The organism is Methylobacterium sp. GC_Met_2 (assembly GCF_026540795.1).
Classification (GTDB): Bacteria; Pseudomonadota; Alphaproteobacteria; order Rhizobiales; family Beijerinckiaceae; genus Methylobacterium.
Map to the genome: position 1 here is coordinate 49,899 of NZ_JALNUM010000020.1, position 17,812 is coordinate 67,710.

Genomic DNA, 17,812 nt, shown 5'->3' on the forward strand with positions numbered 1-17,812 from the left:
GCTCGGGCGTGGCCGGCGTTTCGCGATTCGGCTCAGGGGGCCCGTCGGGGCCATGCGGCAAACGCGAAGACTCCGCCGAACCGCGCGGGCCGGCCACCGGGCCGACCGCTCACGGGATCGTGGCGCGTTGCTACCACGGCCGCGTGCGGGCGGAAACCGTGTTGCGTTGCGAAGGGTGGGGGGCAGGGTCTCGGCAGGGTAAGGCCGTGATGGGCGGTTTCCCGCCCCCACAGAGGGGGGAGGGGGTGCGCGGGTCTCTGCCGGCCGCTCTCACTCGGCCGCGGTGCGTGTCCCGCCGCCTTGCTGGCCGAATCGGCGCTGGATGTAGTCGATCACCACCGTCTCGAAATCCTTGGCCAGCGTCGCGCCGCGCAGAGTCATCGCCTTCTTGCCATCGATGAAGACCGGGGCGGTCGGGGTCTCGCCGGTGCCGGGGAGCGAGATGCCGATATCGGCGTGCTTCGATTCGCCCGGGCCGTTGACGATGCAGCCCATCACGGCGACGTTCAGCCCCTCGACGCCCGGATAGGTCTTCTTCCATTCCGGCATGGAGGTGATCAGCCAGTTCTGGATATCGCGGGCCAACTCCTGGAAGGTGGTCGACGTCGTGCGGCCGCAGCCCGGGCAGGCCGCCACCATCGGCACGAAGGTGCGGAACCCCATGGTCTGCAGGAGTTCCTGGCTGGCCTTCACCTCGACGCTCCGGTCGCCGCCGGGCTCGGGCGTCAGCGAGTAGCGGATCGTGTCGCCGATCCCCTCCTGCAGGAGAACGCCGATGGCGGCCGAGGCGGCGACCAAGCCCTTCGAGCCCATGCCGGCCTCGGTCAGGCCAAGATGGATCGCGTAGTCCGAGCGGCGCGCCACCTCGCGGTAGACGGCGATCAGATCCTGCACCGCAGAGACTTTGGCCGAGAGGATGATCTTGTTCTGCGGCAGGCCGAGTTCCACGGCCCGGTCGGCCGAGCCGATTGCCGAGCGCACCATCGCTTCGCGCATCACCGCGCGGGCATCGATCGGTCGCGGCAGCTTGGCGTTCTCGTCCATCAGGTGGGTGAGCAATTCGCCGTCGAGGGAGCCCCAGTTGGCGCCGATCCGCACGGTCTTGTTGTGCTTGATCGCCTGCTCGATGATCGACGAGAACTGCGTGTCCTTCTTGTCCTTGAAGCCGACGTTGCCGGGATTGATCCGGTACTTGGCCAATGCCTCGGCGCAGGCCGGATGGTCGGCGAGCAGCTTGTGCCCAATATAGTGGAAGTCGCCGACCAGCGGCACGTGGACGCCGATCCGGTCGAGGCGCTCGCGGATCTTCGGCACCGCGGCGGCGGCCTCGTCGCGATCGACCGTGATGCGGACCAGCTCCGAGCCGACCCGGGCGAGCTGGGCGACCTGCGCCACCGTGGCGTCGATGTCGGCCGTGTCGGTGTTGGTCATCGACTGAACGACGATCGGCGCCCCGCCGCCGACCGTGACTGCCCCTTCGCCCTCGCCGACCGTGACGCCGACCGTGCGGTGCCGTGGCGTGGGGCCGGCGATCTCCGGGCCGCCATAGGACAGCGGGGCCTCGGCAAGGTTCTCGGCAGGGTTCTTGGAACGGGTGGCTTCCATGACTTCCATCGCGGACCTTCGCGTGCGCGCCTCGCGGGGTGCCGGAGCCTTGATGGCTGCCGGGCCGGTCCCCGGGGACACGCCTCGCCGGAACTTCGGGGCTGCCGCGGGTTAGCTGCGGATGACCCGGTGCCGCGTCAAGCCGGCGCCGCGCAGGACAGCATCGCGCAAGACAGCATCGCCGCTGTCATGTCGTATCCGGGCGCGGATGTCGAGTTTCCTGCGCCCGCTCAAGGCCCCACCACGGCCGCAAACGCGTTTTCGTCCGGCGCTGTTGCCGATTCGCTCACGGCCGCGCGCCGGCTCCCTGGGGCGCGCAACCCTGGCGCATCGTTGATGTTGCAGCGCAGCATCCCATCTCTCATGGCACGTCAGGAGGCCGACATGAGCGAGCAACACGGCGGCGCCGAGCCGCACAATCCCGTCACCGCGGTGCCCGAGACCCCCGTCTCGGACGCGATCGACGCGCTGCCCGCTCAGAGCCCGAACCACATGCTGGCCGGGCCGAACGCCGAGAAGCCGGTGGCCCTGGCCCTCCAGGGCGGCGGCGCGCACGGGGCCTTCACCTGGGGTGTGCTCGACGCGCTGATCGAGGATGGACGTCTCGGCTTCGAGGCGGTGACCGGGGCGAGCGCGGGCGCGATGAACGCCGTCGTGCTGGTCGATGGCTGGCTCAAAGGCGGCCCGGACGGCGCCCGCGAGGGGCTGGAGCGGTTCTGGCGGGAGGTCAGCCTCGATGGTGACCTCGGCCCGGCCCAGCGCAACTTCGTCAGCGGGCTGTTCAGCCTGTGGAAGGGCAATCCGGTCGCCGAGTTCTGGGCCAAGGCGTTCTCGCCCAGCCCCTACGTGTCGAACCCACTCAACATCAACCCGCTGCGCAAGGCGCTCGCCGATCAGGTGGATTTCGAGCGCCTGCGGGAGGCCGACACGGCCGGCCTGTTCGTCTCGGCCACCAATGTCTGGACCGGCAAGCTGGCCGTGTTCGAGCGCGAGCGCCTGACCGTCGATCACCTGATGGCCTCGGCCTGCCTGCCCACCGTCTTCCAGGCAGTGGAGATCGACGGCGTGCCGTATTGGGATGGCGGCTATCTCGGAAACCCGCCGCTCTACCCGCTCCACCGCGGGGCCCAGACGCGCGATATCCTCCTCGTACAGATCAACCCCGTGGAGCGGCGCGAGACCCCGCGGACGGAGAGCGAAATCCGCGACCGGCTGAACGAGATCACCTTCAACGCCAACCTGATGCGGGAATTGCGGGCGATCGACTTCCTCGACGGGCTGATCGAGGAGGGGACCCTCGGCCAGGGGCAGTACCGCCGGGTCCTGGTGCACCGGATCGACGGCACCGACGCCCTGGAGGATTACAACGCCGCCTCCAAGCTCGACGCCCGCTGGACCGTGTTCAAGCGCCTGCGCGACAAGGGCCGCGCCGCCGCGCAGGCGTGGCTGACGGAGAATTACGAGGCGGTCGGCCGGGATTGCACGATCGATCTGCAAGAGGCGTATCAGTAGGGCGCTCCGGCGGCGCAGTTGAGGCGATGGGCCGAAATCCGGTCATGATCTTCGATGACAATCTTACCTGTAACCGAGAATTACTGCTTAAGCGGGATTGAACGACGATTGCAGGTCTAATAAAGACGTTCTGCATCACAACGAACAATAAATAATACATTCATGTACGATTCGTATGCTTCATAAGTCCGATTCTTTGCCCGGACGATCATAGAGACCCGTGGCTGGGAGGCTGAGGCATGCCATTTCGTATGATAAAGGTCAGAATCAGCCTCAAGATTGCGTTCGTCATGGGAGCAATTCTTGCTGTCATGGTCGCCGTTACGACGATCTCGCTCACGAATATCGGCCGCATCGAGGAGGCCGAGCGGTGGAATGCGCACACGCACGCGCTGCTCGTCGAGGTCGAGCAAATGAATACGGCGATGGTCGATCGCGAAGCCGGCCTGCGCGGCTACGTGATTTCCGGGAACAAGCGGTTCCTCGAACCCGAGACGGCCGGACGGCAGACGTTCTTACGCGCGTGGACGGAGGTTCGGCGGCTGACCATCGACAATCCCATGCAGCAGGAGCGGGTCTCGGAGCTGAAGAGCTTGGCCGAGCGCTGGGGCCGTGAGATCGCGGACCGCGAGATCGCGCTCATGGGCGATGCCGCGACCCGGGATGAGGCCCGGCAGATTGCCAGCGCGGGGACCGGCATGGCGATCATGGACCGCATCCGCGCCAAGATCGCCGAGATCGCGCAGACCGAGCGGGCCCTGATGCAGGAACGCGAGGCCGCGTCGGGCGCGGCGATTGCCGCATCGCGCGTCGCCAGCCTCGGGGGTCTCGGGCTGGCGGCGACCATCGCGCTGATCGGACTGGTGCTCCTCCAACTCGGCATCGCGAGGCCGATCCGCGCCATCACGGTAACCATGCGCAAGCTCGCCGCGGACGATCTCGCGGTCGCGGTGCCCGGGGTGGGCCGGGGCGACGAGATCGGACCCATGGCCGAGGCCGTGCAGGTCTTCCGGGATGGCCTCGTGTGCGCCAAGACCCTGGAGGCGGAGGCGATCCAGGCGCGGGCGGCGCTGGATGCGCAGCGCAGGGCCGCGATGCACGGGATGGCCGAGAGCTTCGAGGCGGCGGTCGGCGGCGTGGTGCGCGCCGTCGCCGCCGCGGCGACCGAGCTGCAGGGCACCGCTGAGAGCATGAGCACGGCCGCGGCCGAGACGGCGGACCAGTCGAACGCGGTGGCCACCGAGGCCGAGCAGGCCGCCGCGAATGTCGGCACGGTGGCGGCGGCCGCCGAGGAACTGGGCGCGACGATCGGCGAGATCGGCCGTCAGGTGCAGACATCGACGGATGTCGCCAACACGGCCGTCACCGAGGCCGGGCGATCGTCGGAGCTGATGCAGAACCTGCAGGCCAGCGCGGTGCGGATCGGCGACGTGGTCGGCCTCATCGCGGGCATCGCCGGCCAGACCAACCTGCTGGCGCTCAACGCCACGATCGAGGCGGCCCGCGCGGGCGAAGCGGGGCGCGGCTTCGCCGTGGTGGCCTCCGAGGTGAAGGAACTCGCGGCCCAGACCGCCAAGGCCACCGAGGAGGTGGCCCGGCAGATCGCGGAGATCCGGTCTTGGACCGGGGACGCCTCCGGGGCGATCACCGTCATCGTCACGCGGATCAGCGAGATCAACGGACTGGCCAGCGGTATCGCCGCCGCGATCGAGCAGCAGGGGGCGGCGACCCAGGAGATCGTCTGGAATGTCGGGCATGCGGCGACAGGCACCGGCGCGGTGACCCGCACCATCGCGCGCGTCGCCCGGGCGGCGAACAGGGCGGGGGAGGCTGCCGCGCACGTGCGCGACTCGGCTTCGGACCTCTCGGTTCAGGCGCGACAGCTCGACACGGAAGTCCGTACCTTCCTCGATACGGTCCGGGCGGCCTGACCGATCCACGCAGTCTGTCGGGATGGCCGCCGTCATGCCTGCGACGACGCTGCCGTTCCGGCGCTCGAAACGCGGACCGGAATCGCGTATCATACGTTCGCTCGGGGAGCACTGGGGAGCCCCCCCGAGCGGAGCGAGGTTGCCGCCATGACGCTGCTGCGCCGCGAGGCCCTGATCCTGATCGGCGCCGGCTTGGCCGGCGGTGCCCGCGCCGCCGAGGCGACACGGGCCACCGACTTCGCCTTCGAGACGCCGGAGGGCGGCCCGATGCCGCTGTCGGCCTACGCGGGAAAACCGATCCTCGTGGTCAACACCGCGACGGCCTGCGGCTATGCCGGGCAGCTCGCCGGGCTTCAAACGCTATGGACGCGGTTCGGCGACCGGGGTCTCACGGTTCTCGGTGTGCCCTCGCCGGATTTCGGCAATCAGGAGCCGCTGGACGGTCCGGCCATCGCGGAGGCCGCCCGGAAGAATCACGGCGTCACCTTCCCGCTCACGGCCAAGACTCACGTGAAGATGCCGGCGGCGCATCCGTTCTACCGGTGGGCGGCCGCCGAGCGCCCGGCCGAGACGCCGCGCTGGAACTTCCACAAGTACTTGATCGCCCGGGACGGCACGCTCGCGGCGGCTTTCGCCACGCAGGTCGAACCCACCGACCCGCGTGTGATTTCGCGAATCGCGGCCACCCTCGACCAGGCCTGAACACCGCAACACAGGCCCTCGGGATTAAAGCGCCGGGCCCCCGCGTTGACGCTCCATGGCCTCAGACAAGCAGAAGCGCGCTGACCTCCTCGACCTGCTGGTGCCCCTGCGGCGCTACGCCCGGTCCCTCACCCGCGACGCGTTGCGGGCCGACGACCTCGTGCACGACACGCTGGTGCGCGCCCTGGAGATGCAGGGCGCGCTCCGGCCGAACACCAATCTGCGCACCTGGATGATGACGGTGCTGCACAACGCCTTCATCGACGAGCAGCGCCGCCGGCAGGTGGAGGCGCGCCACGCCGACACTCTGGTGCGGATGGCCGAGGACATGGCGCCCCCCGCCCAGGAGGGGCAGGTCCGTCTCGCCCAGATCCGGAAGGCGTTCCTCACGCTGCCCGAGGAGCAGCGCGCCGCCCTGCACCTCGTGACCCTGGAGGGCATGGCCTACGCCGATGCGGCGACGGTCCTCGGCATTCCGATCGGGACGCTGATGTCCCGCCTTGGCCGCGGCCGGGCTGCCCTGCGGGCCTTCGAGGAGGGCGCGCGGACGGACCGGACCTCCGGGGCGGAGGCCGAGAGCAGGGCCGCCGACCGGACACCCGACAAGGGGCGCGGGGCACCCTCGACCCTCCGGCTCGTCGTGTCCGACACGCCGCCGGGCCGGTCCGCCTGGCCTTTCCGGCGTGCGGCCGGAGAGAACTAGGAACCGGGTCAGAATATCGGTCAGTCCCCGGCGCCGGCGCGGACTGACGACAGCGACCGGCGGATCGCGCTGCGGCATGGTGCGGGAACGCTTCATCCGGTTTTCCCACTCCGCCATGCGGTAACACAGGCCCGGGGCCACCGCCGTTGAACGGCGGCGCGATCCGGGGCACGCTGGCACCGAGGACTTCACGATGATTGATCCGATCACAGACGACGATCTCATCGCCTTCGTCGACGGGCAGATCGAGCCGATGCGCCGTCTGGATGTCGAGGCCCATCTGGCGGCCGATCCCGCGGCCGCCGCCCGGGTGATGGCCGAGATGCACGATCGCGATGCCCTGCGGGCTTGTTTCGAGCGAGTTCCAGGCCCCGGGCCCGACCGCACCGTCGCGCTCGCCCGCCGCTTCGACCGGAACATGCGCTGGCGCCGCGTCGCCTCCCGCCTTAAGCGGGCCGCCGCTATCGCGGTGCTGGTCGGCGCGGGTTGGCTCGCCCATGACGAGATCGGCCGCTTCGGCGTGCCCGACACCCTGGCGGCGACGCCGGATCCGGCGCTGATCGCCGATGCCCGGCAGGCCCGGGCCGTGGCGCAGCTGCGCAAGAGCGTCAGCGGTCAGGCTGACGGGCCGGTCTACGACCGGGCGCGCCTGCGCTCGGTGACGGGCATCGACCTGCCGGCGCTGCCGGACGGCTGGCGGGTGCGCGACATCCAGATCTTCCCGGCCCGGCACGACACCGGCATCGAGCTCGCGCTGGAGGCTGGGGACTATGGCGAGGCATCGCTGTTCGCCACTCGCGGCATTCGCGGCGGCCCCGCAACGCTCACCGGCTCCGAGGACGGCGATATCGTTTCCTGGAACGCAGGCGAGACCGCCTACGCGCTGATCGGCCCACGGGACGACGCTGCGCTCCGGCGGGTGGCGGGGCTCCTCGGCGCGGGGCCGGCGGCGCGCTGAAAAGGCCGCCTCAGCTGTCGACGGGCCAGCGACCCGGGGCGATCTCGAGGATCTGGTCGTCCCCGACGCCCGTCACGCCGTAGACGAGCCGGTGGTCCCGCGTGATCCAGCGCGACCACCACCCTTCGAGATCGCCTCTCGGAGGCTCGATCGTCCCGATGCCCGCGTACGACGTGCGCATGCTGGCCTTGATCAGGTCAGTGATGCGGACGGGACGAGCGTGTCCCGGTCGGTCGCGTGCCAGTGCCGGTAGTCCTGCCAAGCGTCCGCCGACCAGACGAGCTTCACGGCTCGATGAGGTCATGCGCGGTACCGGCCTCGGCATCAAGTTGGGCGACACTGTCGCGGAGACGCTTGGCGTTCGCTGGGGTCGAAAGCAGGTGCGACGTCTCGTGGATGCTGTTCAGCTCGGCCCGCGGCCGAACCACAATGTCTGGTCGGTTCTGCCGGGTCACGACAAGCTCCGCCCGATCCACCTCGACACGATCGAGATACGTGGCGAGGTGGGCACGGAACTCGGTGTAACCGACCTGACTCTTCCGCCTGCCCGCGTCCGTACAGGATACTGCACGTATCGTGGATCCATGGCCCCCCACAGTCTGGGACAAGCACCCACCGCGATGCCGGATCCCGACCCGCCATGACCCTCGACATTCCGCCCCGGCCGGTGCCAAAGATCGGCCATGCAGGCTGCGGATTCGGTACGGGCAGTGGACGACGGGGCGGCCCTGCTGGCGGCCGCCCGGGCGGTCCGTGAGCGGGCGCATGCGCCCTATTCCCGCTTCCGCGTCGGGGCTGCGCTTCGGGACGAGCACGGCACCATCCATGCCGGCTGCAACGTCGAGAACGCCGCCTATCCGGTCGGCACCTGCGCGGAGGCCGGCGCGATCGCCGCCATGGTGGCCAGCGGCGGGCTGCGCATCGCGGAGATCCTCGTCTGTGGGGACGGCGCGGGGTTGGTGACGCCCTGCGGCGCCTGCCGCCAGCGCATCCGTGAATTCGCCAGGCCGGACACGCCGATCCACGCCGCCACGCCTGGCGGCATCGCCAGAACCTTCACGCTCGCCGAGCTGCTGCCGGAATCCTTCGGACCAGAGACGCTCGGTGAGTGAGGCGGCCGCCCTCGACGCGCTGCACGCTGCCGGCTTCGTGGGGGACTACGCCTGTGCCCTCGTGACCGGCACCGGCCTCGGCGGGATTGCGGGGAGCCTGGAGGATGCCGTCTCCCTTGCCTACGCGGCGATTCCCGGCTTCCCGGGAGCGGGAGTCAGCGGCCATGCCGGGCGATTGCACCGCGGATCCCTGGCGGGGCGGCCCGTCCTGGTCTTCGAGGGACGGGCGCACGCCTACGAGCGGGGCGACCCGGCGGTGATGCGCCTGCCGCTCGCTTGCGCCCGGCAACTCGGGGCCCGGCGGCTGCTGCTCACCAACGCCTCCGGGTCGCTGCGGCCGGCGGTCGGCCCCGGCAGCCTCGTCCTGCTTGCCGACCACATCAACCTGTCCGGCCTCAACCCCCTGATCGGCGAGACGACCGACGCCCGCTTCGTGCCGATGACCGACGCCTACGATCCCAACCTGCGCGCGCGGCTTCACGCGGCGGCCAGCGCCTGCGGCGTCCCGCTGGAGGAGGGGGTCTATGCGTGGTTCTCCGGCCCGAGCTTCGAGACGCCCGCCGAGGTCCGGATGGCCGGCATCCTGGGGGCCGACCTTGTCGGCATGTCGACGGTGCCCGAGGTCATCCTGGCCCGGTTCCTCGGCCTGCCGGTGGCGGCGGTCTCCGTGGTGACCAACCTCGCCGCCGGGATCGCCGGGGGGGCACCGCACCATGCGGAGACGAAGGCGGTGGCGGCCCGGGCCGCAGAGGCGCTCGGTCGCCTGATCCGGGCCTTCGTGGCCGGCCTGCCCGTAGGAGACACGCCATGACCGATCCCGAGACCGGTGTGGTCGCCCGCCGGGCGCTGCCGCTCCTCGATCTCACCGATCTTGGTGAGACCTGCACCGAAACGAAGATCGACGTCCTATGCCGGGACGCGAAGGCCGGCCCCGTGGCGGCGATCTGCGTCTGGCCGCGCTTCGTCACGCAAGGCGCGCGGGCGCTCGCCGGCACCGGGATCCGGATCGCCACAGTGATCAACTTCCCCGAAGGCGGTGACGATTGCGCCCGGGCCACCGACGACACCGCCGAGGCCCTGCGCGACGGCGCGGACGAGATCGACCTCGTCCTGCCCTACCGCGCCCTGATGCGGGGCGATGCGGCTTTGGCCCGCGACATGGTCGAGGCGGTGCGCGATATCTGCGGCACCGCCACCCTCAAGGTGATCCTGGAGACGGGCGAACTCGGCGATCCGGAGACGATCCGGGCGGCGAGCCGGCTCGCCCTGGAGGGGGGCGCCGATTTCCTGAAGACCTCCACGGGCAAGAGCGCGGTCTCGGCCACCCCGGAGGCCGCCGAACTGATGCTGACCGAGATTCGTGCGAGCGGCCGCCCCGCCGGCTTGAAGGTGTCGGGCGGCCTGCGCAGCGTCGCCGACGCAGCGGCCTATCTCGCGCTCGCCGACCAGATCATGGGATCCGGCTGGGTGACTCCGAAAACTTTCCGGGTCGGGGCGAGCAGCTTGTACGGCACCCTGGTTCAAGCTCGGGACCTCTGACATGCGGCTTCCGCAGGAGATCATCCGGGCCAAGCGCGACGGCCTGCCGCTCGATCCGGACGCGATCGGGGCCTTCATCCAGGGCCTCACGGACGGCACCGTGGGGGAGGGGCAGGCGGCGGCTTTCGCCATGGCGGTGTTCTTCCGCGGCCTCGCGCTGCCCGAGCGGGTGGCGCTCACCCGATCCATGGCGGATTCGGGCACGGTGCTGAGCTGGGCGCTGCCGGGCCCGGTGCTCGACAAGCACTCCACCGGCGGCATCGGCGACACGGTGAGCCTGGTGCTGGCCCCGATGGTGGCGGCCTGCGGCGGCTACGTGCCGATGATCTCGGGACGCGGCCTCGGCCATACCGGCGGGACGCTCGACAAGCTCGGCAGCATCCCGAGCTACGACGCGACCCCGGGGCTCGACACGTTCCGGCAGGTCGTCCGCCGCGTCGGCTGCGCGATCATCGGCCAGACCGCGGATCTCGCCCCGGCCGACCGGCGCCTCTACGCGATCCGCGACGTCACCGGCACGGTCGAGTCGCTCGACCTCATCACCGCGTCGATCCTGTCGAAAAAACTCGCCGCCGGGCTCGACGGGCTGGTGATGGACGTCAAGCAGGGCTCCGGTGCCTTCATGGCGACGCTGCCCGAGGCCGAGGCGCTGGCCGGGAGCATCGTCACGGTGGCGGAGGGGGCGGGCCTGCGCACGGTGGCGCTCATCACCGACATGGATGCGCCGCTCGCCAGCGCCGCCGGCAACGCCGTCGAGGTCGCGTACGCGATCGACTACCTGAAGGGTCTGCGCCGGGAGCCACGCTTCCATGCGGTCACGCTGGCGCTGGCCTCCGAGATGCTGGTGGCCGGGGGCCTCGCACGGCACGCCGCCGGCGCCGCGGAGCGGCTCGAAGTCGTCCTGGCCTCAGGCCGGGCGGCCGAGATCTTTGCCGAGATGGTCACGGCGCTGGGCGGCCCGGCGGACCTGCTCGACGAGCCTGAACGACACCTGCCCGCCGCGCCGGTGCGGCGGCCGATCCACGAGGCGGGGACGGTGGCGGCTATTGCCACGCGGGATATCGGCTTGGCGGTGATCGGGCTCGGCGGCGGACGCACCCGCCCCGAGGATACCATTGACCCCCGGGTCGGCTTCACGGATCTCGCCGAACCGGGATCCTCCGGGGGGCTGCTCGGGATCGTCCACGCGGCCGACGAGGCCGCCGCCGATCGGGCGGAGGCGGCCCTTCGCGCGGCCTACCGGATGGGCGAGGCACCCACCGAACGGCCGGCGATCCTCGGATCCGTGCGGAGTACGGGGACGGCCACGCCCTGAAGCAGCAGCCTATGCGAGCGTGTGCGCTGCCGGTCTCACGATTGCCGCGAAGCTTAGCGACGTCCGGCGGCAAGTCGCACGCGTCGCGCAGATCCCGCGCCGCGGACGCGGCGGCACTGCCCGTTGGGCGGAGGATGTGATGGCCCGACCGTTCCGCCGTGTCGCGGACCTTGCTCGCGCGCTGACGCGATCAAATCGAGATTCCGGACGGGATCCTAACGCGTCGCCCCCGCCAGCCCCCTTCGTGGTCGATGCCGACGTCCCGGTCGATATCGGGTGCATCAAGGTGTTCCGGGCCGAGAACTTTCCGGAATCCGGGCCCAGCCCGTGGCTCGACCAGCCGGACGCGCAGGAGATCATCACGCGGCGCGTCGCGCGGCGGGAGATCACCCCCCGGCAGGCCGAGATCTGCCGGTCCTGGGAGGAGCACGGCTACTACGTCCTGCGCGGCGCCATCGATGCCGAGACGATCGACGAGGCCTGGGGCGCCTACGAGGCGGCGATCGCCCGGGGCGATGTGACCCTCGCCCCCGAGAAGGCCGCCGAGGACGATCCGCATCCCGGCCGCTACCTCAATCCGCACCTGAAGGTCGAAGAGATCGGCCAACTCCTGAATCATCCGGTGCTGGTCAACTTCAGCAGCATGGTGCTGGGCCGCCCCGCGATCCCGTTCCAGACCATCGCGTCCCACAAGGGCAGCCAGCAGGCCGAGCACTCGGACTCGATCCACATGACGACCTACCCGGTCGGCTATCTCGCCGCCTGCTGGATCGCCATGGAGGACATCCACGCTGAGTCGGGGCCGCTCGTCTACTATCCCGGTACCCACCGCTTGCCGTGCCTGTTCAGCCACGATGTCGGCATCTCGCCGGAGGATTTTCAGCAGCGCGGCTACGGCGCCTATGTCGAGCATTACGAGCCGGCGATCCAGCGCGAGATCCGGGACCACGGGGCCAGGCCGGAATACTTCACGGCCCACAAGGGCGACGTGCTGTTCTGGCACGCGAACCTGCTGCACGGCGGCTCGGCCCGAGCCGATATCCGGCGGACGCGCAGGGCGCTCGTACACCACTACTTCGCCGAGGGCTGCGTCTGCTACCACGACCTGTCGGCGACGACCTCGGCGGTCCATGGCCCGGTCGAGAGCCTGCCGACCTGCGGAGCATCGAACCCGGTCGTGGCGGTCCGGCAGCAGATCGCGCTGTAGGGCCTGCTGTCGAAGGCCGGCGGTCGAGTTTCAGGATAGGACGGCGCGTCGAGCAGCCCTTGGGTTCCTCCCTCCCCCGCAAAAGGGGAGGGAAAGTCCCCGTGCCGCGAAAGGCACGATTTTTACGAGAGGGCGCAGCGCTGACTTACCAACGGCCGTAGCCGTGGCGGTTGCCCCAGCCGCCGTGGTGATGGTGGCGCGGACCGAAGCCGCGCGGATCTCCCCAGCCGTCATGACGACCGCGGCCCCAGCCGCCGTGATGGTGATGGCGCGGACCGAAGCCGCCATGATCGCGCCAGCCATGATGACGCGACCCGTAGCCGTACTGAACGGTCACGACACCTTTGGCGCCTTCGCGCAATCCGGAATCGATCCCGAGGGGCGCGGCCATGGCGGGGGTTGCGATGGCCAGTCCCCCGACTGTCAGGGCGGCGGCCAAGCGGATGCGTGCGGTCTTGGTGAACATCAGTGTTCTCCTGCTCCACGCTGGTCGCGGTACCGCGACCGGCTATGACTCAGGTCTGACACCCGGCAGTTGACGTGAAAGTGAGCTGCTCGCTCAGGCCGTGTTCAGCTCAGGGCCGGCGGTAGACCCAGACGCGGGCCGGCGGCAGATTCAACCAAACCCTGTTCGAACGGTCGGCCGTATAGCTGCCGGCCTCGCAGCGGGCCGGGATCGGCGGAACCACCGCGTAGGTGAACTGCACGAACGGTGCCCCGGGCTGCATCAGGTCGTGGGCCGTGTTGAGCAAGTCGAGCCGCTGCTCCAGGGGCTTGGTGAACAGCGGCAGGCTTGAGATCGTGGCCGCAGCGGGCTGCGTCAGCACGTCTCGCAGGCTCGCCCGCATGTCGTAGGCGTCGCCTCGGATCACCGTTACGCCGGGGAAGCGGCGGCTCAGGAGCTTGCAGAAATCGGGGTTGAACTCGACCAGGATGAGCCGCTCAGGAGCGATGCCCCGCCGGATCAGCGCCTCGGTTACCGGACCGGTGCCGGGGCCGAGCTCAACCACCGGACCCTCGCGACGCGGATCGACGTAGGCCGCCATGGTGCGGGCCAGCATCTTGCCGGACGGCGTCACCGCGCCGGTGACGAGCGGGCGTTCCAGCCAGGAGCGGAGGAACCGCGCCTCGTCCTCCAGGGGGTCGCGCCGCGGCCCGAAAATCGCGCTCCGGGAGACGGGAGCCTTCGCGGTAGGACGGCGGAGCGGCGGCAAGTCCTGGATTCCTTGATGCCGAATGAGAATGAAAGGCTATCGACGCCGCTGTCTTACAGTCAAGCTGTAACGGCGCCTAGGGTACGCAAGCCACGCCGGCCGGTTGCATAACAGGCCGTCGGGCCGTTCGGATCCGCCCTCACGGACGGACCGCGCCGCCGAAGAAGTCTCGAACCTTCGAGAAGAAGCCCGCGGATTCCGGATGATTCTCCGGCGAGGCCGATTGATCGAATTCCTGAAGGAGTTCGCGTTGGCGCTTGGTCAGGTTCTGCGGGGTCTCGACGAAGACCTGGATGTAGAGGTCGCCAACCTCCCGTGACCGGAGCACCGGCATGCCCCTACCCTTGATCCGGAACTGCTTGGCGGTCTGCGTGCCGGCGGGAATCCGCACCTGGGTCTGCGTGCCGTCGATCACGGGCACGGTTATCTCGCCCGCGAGTGCGGCCGTGACCATTGAGATCGGCACTCGGCAGAACAGATCGGCCCCGTCGCGCTGGAAGAACTCGTGCTGCTTGATCGACAGGAAGACGTAGAGGTCCCCAGGCGGTCCACCGCGCAACCCGCTCTCGCCCTCGCCGGAGAGCCGGATGCGCAACCCGTCATCGACACCGGCCGGCACGTTGATGGAGAGCGTGCGCTCGCGGTTGACCCGGCCCGCGCCCTGGCAGGAGGTGCAGGGATCGTCGACGATCTCGCCGCGGCCGTGGCAGTTCGGGCAGGTCCGCTCGATGGCGAAGAAGCCCTGGGCGGCCCGCACCCGGCCGTAGCCCGCACAGGTCTGGCAGGTCCGGGGCTTCGAGCCGGGCTTGGCGCCAGAGCCGTCGCAGGCCTCGCAGGTTACCGAGGTCGGGATCTTGATGGTCTCCGCCTTGCCCGCGTAGGCCTCCTCCAGCGTGATTTCCAAATTGTAGCGTAGGTCGGCTCCGCGCTCGCGGCCCGGCGCTCCGCCCCGGCCCCGGGCTGGGCCACCGCCGCCGCCGCCACGGCCGTCGCCGAAGAAATTGTCGAAGATGTCCGACATGAAGTCGCCGAACTCGTTGCCGAATCCGGGGCCGCCTGCACCGCCCTGGCTGAAGGCCGCGTGGCCGAACCGGTCGTAGGCGGCGCGCTTCTGGCCGTCGGAGAGGCACTGATAGGCCTCGTTGATTTCCTTGAACTTGATCTCGGCGTCCTTGTCGCCGGGATTGCGGTCGGGATGATAGGTCATCGCGAGCTTGCGGAAGGCGACCTTCATCTCGCTTTCCGTGGCGGTCTTGGTGACCCCCAGGATCTCGTAATAGTCCCGCTTCGACATCCCGCCCTCAGGTGCCTTCCCGTCCCGTCCCGAATCCCGGGCCGCGACGCTTTTACCATCGTCCCATCATACCGGGGCGCTGCTGCCGAACCCGGAAACCAGAAACACCGAAGCGACAGATCCAAGATCTGCCGGTGGGTCTGGATTCCGGGCTCCGTATCCCCGGTATGACGGAGCGTCTGACTAGACTGATCACGCAAAGGCGGGGCCGGATCGCTCCGGCCCCGCGCGGTGGTATCAGATCCGCGCCTCAGGCGCGCTTCTTCTGGTCCTTCTCGTCGACCTCCTGGAAGTCGGCGTCGATCACGTCGTCCTTTTTCTCGGAGGAGGCCGCCGCCTCGGCACCGGCATCCGGACCCGCGGCCTGGTTGGCCGCGTACATGGCCTCGCCGAGCTTCATCGAAGCCTGCATCAGGTCCGTGGTGCGGGCCTTGATGGCCTCCACGTCCTCACCCTCGAGCGCGGTCTTGAGCGCGGCCATCGCGGTCTCGATCGCGCCCTTGTCGGCGGCCGGAACCTTGTCGCCGTACTCGGTCACCGACTTCTCGGTGGCGTGGATCAGGCTCTCGCCCTGGTTCTTCACCTCGACCAGCTCGCGACGCTTCTTGTCGGCCTCGGCATTGGCCTCGGCGTCCTTCACCATCCGGTCGATATCCGCGTCCGAGAGGCCGCCCGAGGCCTGGATGCGAATCTGGTGCTCCTTGTTGGTCGCCTTGTCCTTGGCGGTCACATTGACGATGCCGTTGGCGTCGATGTCGAAGGTCACCTCGATCTGCGGCATGCCGCGGGGCGCCGGCGGGATGCCGACGAGATCGAACTGGCCGAGCAGCTTGTTGTCGGCCGCCATCTCGCGCTCGCCCTGGAAAACCCGGATCGTGACCGCGTTCTGGTTGTCTTCGGCGGTCGAGAAGGTCTGGGACTTCTTGGTCGGGATCGTGGTGTTGCGGTCGATCAGCCGGGTGAACACGCCGCCCAGCGTCTCGATGCCCAGCGACAGCGGGGTCACGTCGAGCAGCAGAACGTCCTTGACGTCGCCCTGGAGCACGCCCGCCTGCACGGCGGCGCCGATGGCCACGACCTCATCCGGGTTGACGCCCTTGTGGGGCTCCTTGCCGAAGAAGGACTTCACCACCTCCTGGATCTTCGGCATGCGGATCATGCCGCCGACCAGCACCACCTCGTCGATCTCGGAGGCCGAGACGCCGGCATCCTTGAGCGCCTTGCGGCAGGGCTCGATCGTCCGCTGGACCAGGTCGTCCACCAGCGACTCGAACTTGGCGCGCGAGAGCTTGAGCGCGAGGTGCTTCGGGCCGGTGTTGTCGGCCGTGATGTAGGGCAGGTTGATCTCGGTCTGGGTCGCCGAGGACAGCTCGATCTTGGCCTTCTCGGCCGCCTCCTTGAGGCGCTGAAGGGCGAGCTTGTCCTTGGTCAGGTCGATGCCCTGCTCCTTCTTGAACTCGGCCGTCAGGTACTCGACGATGCGGTTGTCGAAGTCCTCGCCGCCCAGGAAGGTGTCGCCGTTCGTGGACTTCACCTCGAACACGCCGTCACCGATCTCGAGGATCGATACGTCGAAGGTGCCGCCGCCGAGGTCGTAGACCGCGATCGTGCCCGCCTTCTTCTTGTCGAGGCCGTAGGCGAGCGCCGCCGCGGTCGGCTCGTTGATGATGCGCAGCACCTCGAGGCCCGCGATCTTGCCGGCATCCTTGGTGGCCTGACGCTGGGCGTCGTTGAAGTAGGCCGGAACCGTGATGACCGCCTGCGTGACCGGCTGGCCGAGATGCGACTCCGCGGTCTCCTTCATCTTCTGCAGCGTGAAGGCGGAGATCTGCGAGGGCGAATACTTCTTGCCATCGGCCTCGACCCAGGCATCGCCGTTGTCGCCGCGGACGATCGGGTAAGGCACGAGGCCCTTGTCCTTCTGGGTCATCGGGTCGTCGTAGGTCCGGCCGACGAGCCGCTTGATGGCGAAGAACGTGCGCTCGGGATTCGTGACCGCCTGACGCTTGGCCGGCTGGCCGACGAGCCGCTCGCCGTCATCCGTGAAAGCGACGATGGACGGCGTGGTGCGGGCGCCTTCCGAATTCTCAATGACCTTGGGCTGCGTGCCTTCCATGACGGCCACGCAGGAATTGGTGGTGCCGAGGTCGATACCGATAACTTTACCCATGGTGGGATCCCTCTTTGTGTCGCGTTCAAGCAGACCGCCGAGCCCCGAAGCAGCTCGGCCCATGGCGGTGTCCGAAGATGATGTGAGTATGGGACCCGGGCCGGATCAAGGGCCGTGAACGGCTGAAACCCAGCGCGCAATCCCGCGTCGAGGGCGATATAAGAAGCCCCGGACGGGCTCGCAAGGCGAAGCCTGTGCGACCGGGTCGGGCCCGCAGGTCCGCGATAACAGATTGTGAGGTCTTGATAATCGCGCCCGCGACCACCGTTGCGCCGGATGGCGTGATTGCATTTTGTTGCTTCGCTGCCACGTCCGCGCCATCGACGGCGTGTTAACACTTCGACAAGGGGTTGCGTGTGGCCCCACCACTTCGTGTCCTCGTCGTAGAGTCCGATGCGCCCGACCCGCAGCTCCCTGCTCCCCGTCCTGGCGCTCGCCGTCGCGGCTCCCGCCCTGCTCGCCGCCCCACCGGCGCAGGCGCAGAACTTCTTCGAGCGCCTGTTCGGCATCAAGCCCGAGCGGCCGCCGGTGCCGCCCCGGGGCCTGCCCG

Annotated in this window: 17 protein-coding genes; 10 read left to right on the top strand and 7 right to left on the bottom strand. The window is 69.3% G+C overall.

Annotated elements, in window-relative coordinates:
* Positions 1 to 270: 270 nt before the first annotated feature.
* Positions 271 to 1,614, bottom strand: a complete 1,344-nt coding sequence (gene ispG, locus OXS49_RS09990) for a flavodoxin-dependent (E)-4-hydroxy-3-methylbut-2-enyl-diphosphate synthase (RefSeq protein ID WP_267423849.1) — start codon at positions 1,612 to 1,614, stop codon at positions 271 to 273.
* 375 nt (positions 1,615 to 1,989) lie between these two features.
* Here ispG and OXS49_RS09995 point away from each other — a divergent pair, with 375 nt between their 5' ends.
* The 5 genes from OXS49_RS09995 (at position 1,990) to OXS49_RS10015 (ending at position 7,411) form a co-directional block, all read left to right on the top strand.
* Complete coding sequence (locus tag OXS49_RS09995; protein ID WP_244006033.1) at positions 1,990 to 3,117, top strand: patatin-like phospholipase family protein; 1,128 nt, start codon at positions 1,990 to 1,992, stop codon at positions 3,115 to 3,117.
* A 311-nt stretch (positions 3,118 to 3,428) separates the two neighbouring features.
* The gene (locus OXS49_RS10000) at positions 3,429 to 5,048 is read left to right on the top strand and encodes a CHASE3 domain-containing protein (protein WP_267423850.1); all 1,620 of its coding nucleotides are present in this window, start codon (positions 3,429 to 3,431) and stop codon (positions 5,046 to 5,048) included.
* A 147-nt stretch (positions 5,049 to 5,195) separates the two neighbouring features.
* Positions 5,196 to 5,750 (top strand): glutathione peroxidase, encoded by a 555-nt coding sequence (locus OXS49_RS10005; protein WP_267423851.1) that lies wholly within the window; start codon positions 5,196 to 5,198, stop codon positions 5,748 to 5,750.
* A 55-nt stretch (positions 5,751 to 5,805) separates the two neighbouring features.
* Positions 5,806 to 6,453, top strand: coding sequence for a sigma-70 family RNA polymerase sigma factor (locus tag OXS49_RS10010; RefSeq protein ID WP_244006040.1), 648 nt, complete (start codon positions 5,806 to 5,808; stop codon positions 6,451 to 6,453).
* A gap of 193 nt (positions 6,454 to 6,646) precedes the next feature.
* Positions 6,647 to 7,411, top strand: a complete 765-nt coding sequence (locus tag OXS49_RS10015; RefSeq protein WP_267423852.1) for an anti-sigma factor — start codon at positions 6,647 to 6,649, stop codon at positions 7,409 to 7,411.
* A gap of 10 nt (positions 7,412 to 7,421) precedes the next feature.
* Here the strand turns inward: OXS49_RS10015 and OXS49_RS10020 are convergent, their stop codons facing one another.
* Both OXS49_RS10020 and OXS49_RS10025 read right to left on the bottom strand, forming a co-directional pair.
* Positions 7,422 to 7,592, bottom strand: a complete 171-nt coding sequence (locus OXS49_RS10020) for a type II toxin-antitoxin system YoeB family toxin (RefSeq protein WP_267423854.1) — start codon at positions 7,590 to 7,592, stop codon at positions 7,422 to 7,424.
* A gap of 103 nt (positions 7,593 to 7,695) precedes the next feature.
* Positions 7,696 to 8,178 (bottom strand): type II toxin-antitoxin system prevent-host-death family antitoxin, encoded by a 483-nt coding sequence (locus OXS49_RS10025; protein WP_267423856.1) that lies wholly within the window; start codon positions 8,176 to 8,178, stop codon positions 7,696 to 7,698.
* Here OXS49_RS10025 and OXS49_RS10030 point away from each other — a divergent pair.
* The 5 genes from OXS49_RS10030 to OXS49_RS10050 all read left to right on the top strand — a co-directional run bounded on the left by OXS49_RS10030 (position 8,095) and on the right by OXS49_RS10050 (position 12,584).
* A complete protein-coding gene (locus tag OXS49_RS10030) occupies positions 8,095 to 8,523 on the top strand; it encodes a cytidine deaminase (protein WP_267423858.1) in 429 nt (142 codons plus the stop codon). The two genes, OXS49_RS10025 and OXS49_RS10030, sit on opposite strands and share 84 nt — an antisense overlap.
* Positions 8,516 to 9,334 (top strand): purine-nucleoside phosphorylase, encoded by an 819-nt coding sequence (locus OXS49_RS10035; protein WP_267423860.1) that lies wholly within the window; start codon positions 8,516 to 8,518, stop codon positions 9,332 to 9,334. Before OXS49_RS10030 ends, OXS49_RS10035 begins: the two co-directional genes overlap by 8 nt.
* Complete coding sequence (gene deoC / locus OXS49_RS10040; RefSeq protein ID WP_267423862.1) at positions 9,331 to 10,062, top strand: deoxyribose-phosphate aldolase; 732 nt, start codon at positions 9,331 to 9,333, stop codon at positions 10,060 to 10,062. Before OXS49_RS10035 ends, deoC begins: the two co-directional genes overlap by 4 nt.
* A gap of 1 nt (position 10,063) precedes the next feature.
* The gene (gene deoA, locus OXS49_RS10045; protein ID WP_267423863.1) at positions 10,064 to 11,377 is read left to right on the top strand and encodes a thymidine phosphorylase; all 1,314 of its coding nucleotides are present in this window, start codon (positions 10,064 to 10,066) and stop codon (positions 11,375 to 11,377) included.
* 244 nt (positions 11,378 to 11,621) lie between these two features.
* A complete protein-coding gene (locus OXS49_RS10050) occupies positions 11,622 to 12,584 on the top strand; it encodes a phytanoyl-CoA dioxygenase family protein (protein ID WP_267423865.1) in 963 nt (320 codons plus the stop codon).
* 145 nt (positions 12,585 to 12,729) lie between these two features.
* Here the strand turns inward: OXS49_RS10050 and OXS49_RS10055 are convergent, their stop codons facing one another.
* The 4 genes from OXS49_RS10055 to dnaK form a co-directional block, all read right to left on the bottom strand.
* Positions 12,730 to 13,050, bottom strand: a complete 321-nt coding sequence (locus OXS49_RS10055; protein ID WP_244006057.1) for a hypothetical protein — start codon at positions 13,048 to 13,050, stop codon at positions 12,730 to 12,732.
* A 109-nt stretch (positions 13,051 to 13,159) separates the two neighbouring features.
* Complete coding sequence (locus OXS49_RS10060; RefSeq protein WP_244006058.1) at positions 13,160 to 13,798, bottom strand: rRNA adenine N-6-methyltransferase family protein; 639 nt, start codon at positions 13,796 to 13,798, stop codon at positions 13,160 to 13,162.
* 139 nt (positions 13,799 to 13,937) lie between these two features.
* Positions 13,938 to 15,092 carry a molecular chaperone DnaJ gene (dnaJ, locus tag OXS49_RS10065; RefSeq protein WP_244006059.1) on the bottom strand — a complete coding sequence of 385 codons (1,155 nt, stop codon included), beginning with the start codon at positions 15,090 to 15,092 and terminating at the stop codon, positions 13,938 to 13,940.
* A 250-nt stretch (positions 15,093 to 15,342) separates the two neighbouring features.
* Positions 15,343 to 17,262 carry a molecular chaperone DnaK gene (gene dnaK, locus OXS49_RS10070; protein WP_244006060.1) on the bottom strand — a complete coding sequence of 640 codons (1,920 nt, stop codon included), beginning with the start codon at positions 17,260 to 17,262 and terminating at the stop codon, positions 15,343 to 15,345.
* Positions 17,263 to 17,812 lie beyond the last annotated feature (550 nt).